Consider the following 626-nt stretch of genomic DNA (forward strand, 5'->3'; position numbering starts at 1 on the left):
CATGCCTACGTCAGCCCCGCCCAGCAACCGGTTCGAGCGGCGCCGCGCCGAGACCCGTCGCGCGCTCATTCGCGCCGCCCGGCAGATCCTCGCCGAGACCGGGGACACCAGCGCCAGCATCCAGGCGATCGCCGAGCGCGCCGACGTCGGCTTCGGCTCCTTCTACAACCACTTCCAGTCCAAGACGGAGCTGTTCGACGCGGCCGTGGTGGACGCCATGGAGGAGTTCGGCCAGAACTTCGACGAGCGCCTCGCGGGAATCGACGACCCCGCGGAACTCGTCGCGGCGGGCTTCCGGCTCAGCGCTCGCATGGCCGACTCCCACCCCGAGCTGATGCAAGTCCTGCGCCTGCGCGGCATGGGCCACATCCACTCCGACAACGGCCTGGCCCGGCGGGCCCTGCGCGACCTCGAAGCCGGCCTCGCCTCCAGCCGCTTCACCCCCGTCGACCCGGCGATCGCCCTGACCGCACTCGGCGGAACCCTGCTCTCGTTGGTGGAGATGAGGTTCGCCCGCCCCGACCTGGACGGCGACGAAGCCGCGGTGAACCTCGCCGAGATGGTCCTGCGCATGCTGGGCGTCCCACCGGACGACGCCCACGAGGTCGCCCGACGCCCCCTCCCCG

Annotated in this window: 1 protein-coding gene; it reads left to right on the forward strand. The window is 72.0% G+C overall.

What is annotated here, in order from left to right; genetic code table 11:
• Position 1: 1 nt before the first annotated feature.
• On the forward strand, positions 2-626 hold a 625-nt coding region (locus tag ADK65_RS34445), incomplete at its 3' end, for a TetR/AcrR family transcriptional regulator (RefSeq protein WP_053675230.1).

This window comes from Streptomyces sp. NRRL B-1140 (genome assembly GCF_001280065.1).
In the GTDB taxonomy this organism is placed as follows: Bacteria; Actinomycetota; Actinomycetes; order Streptomycetales; family Streptomycetaceae; genus Streptomyces.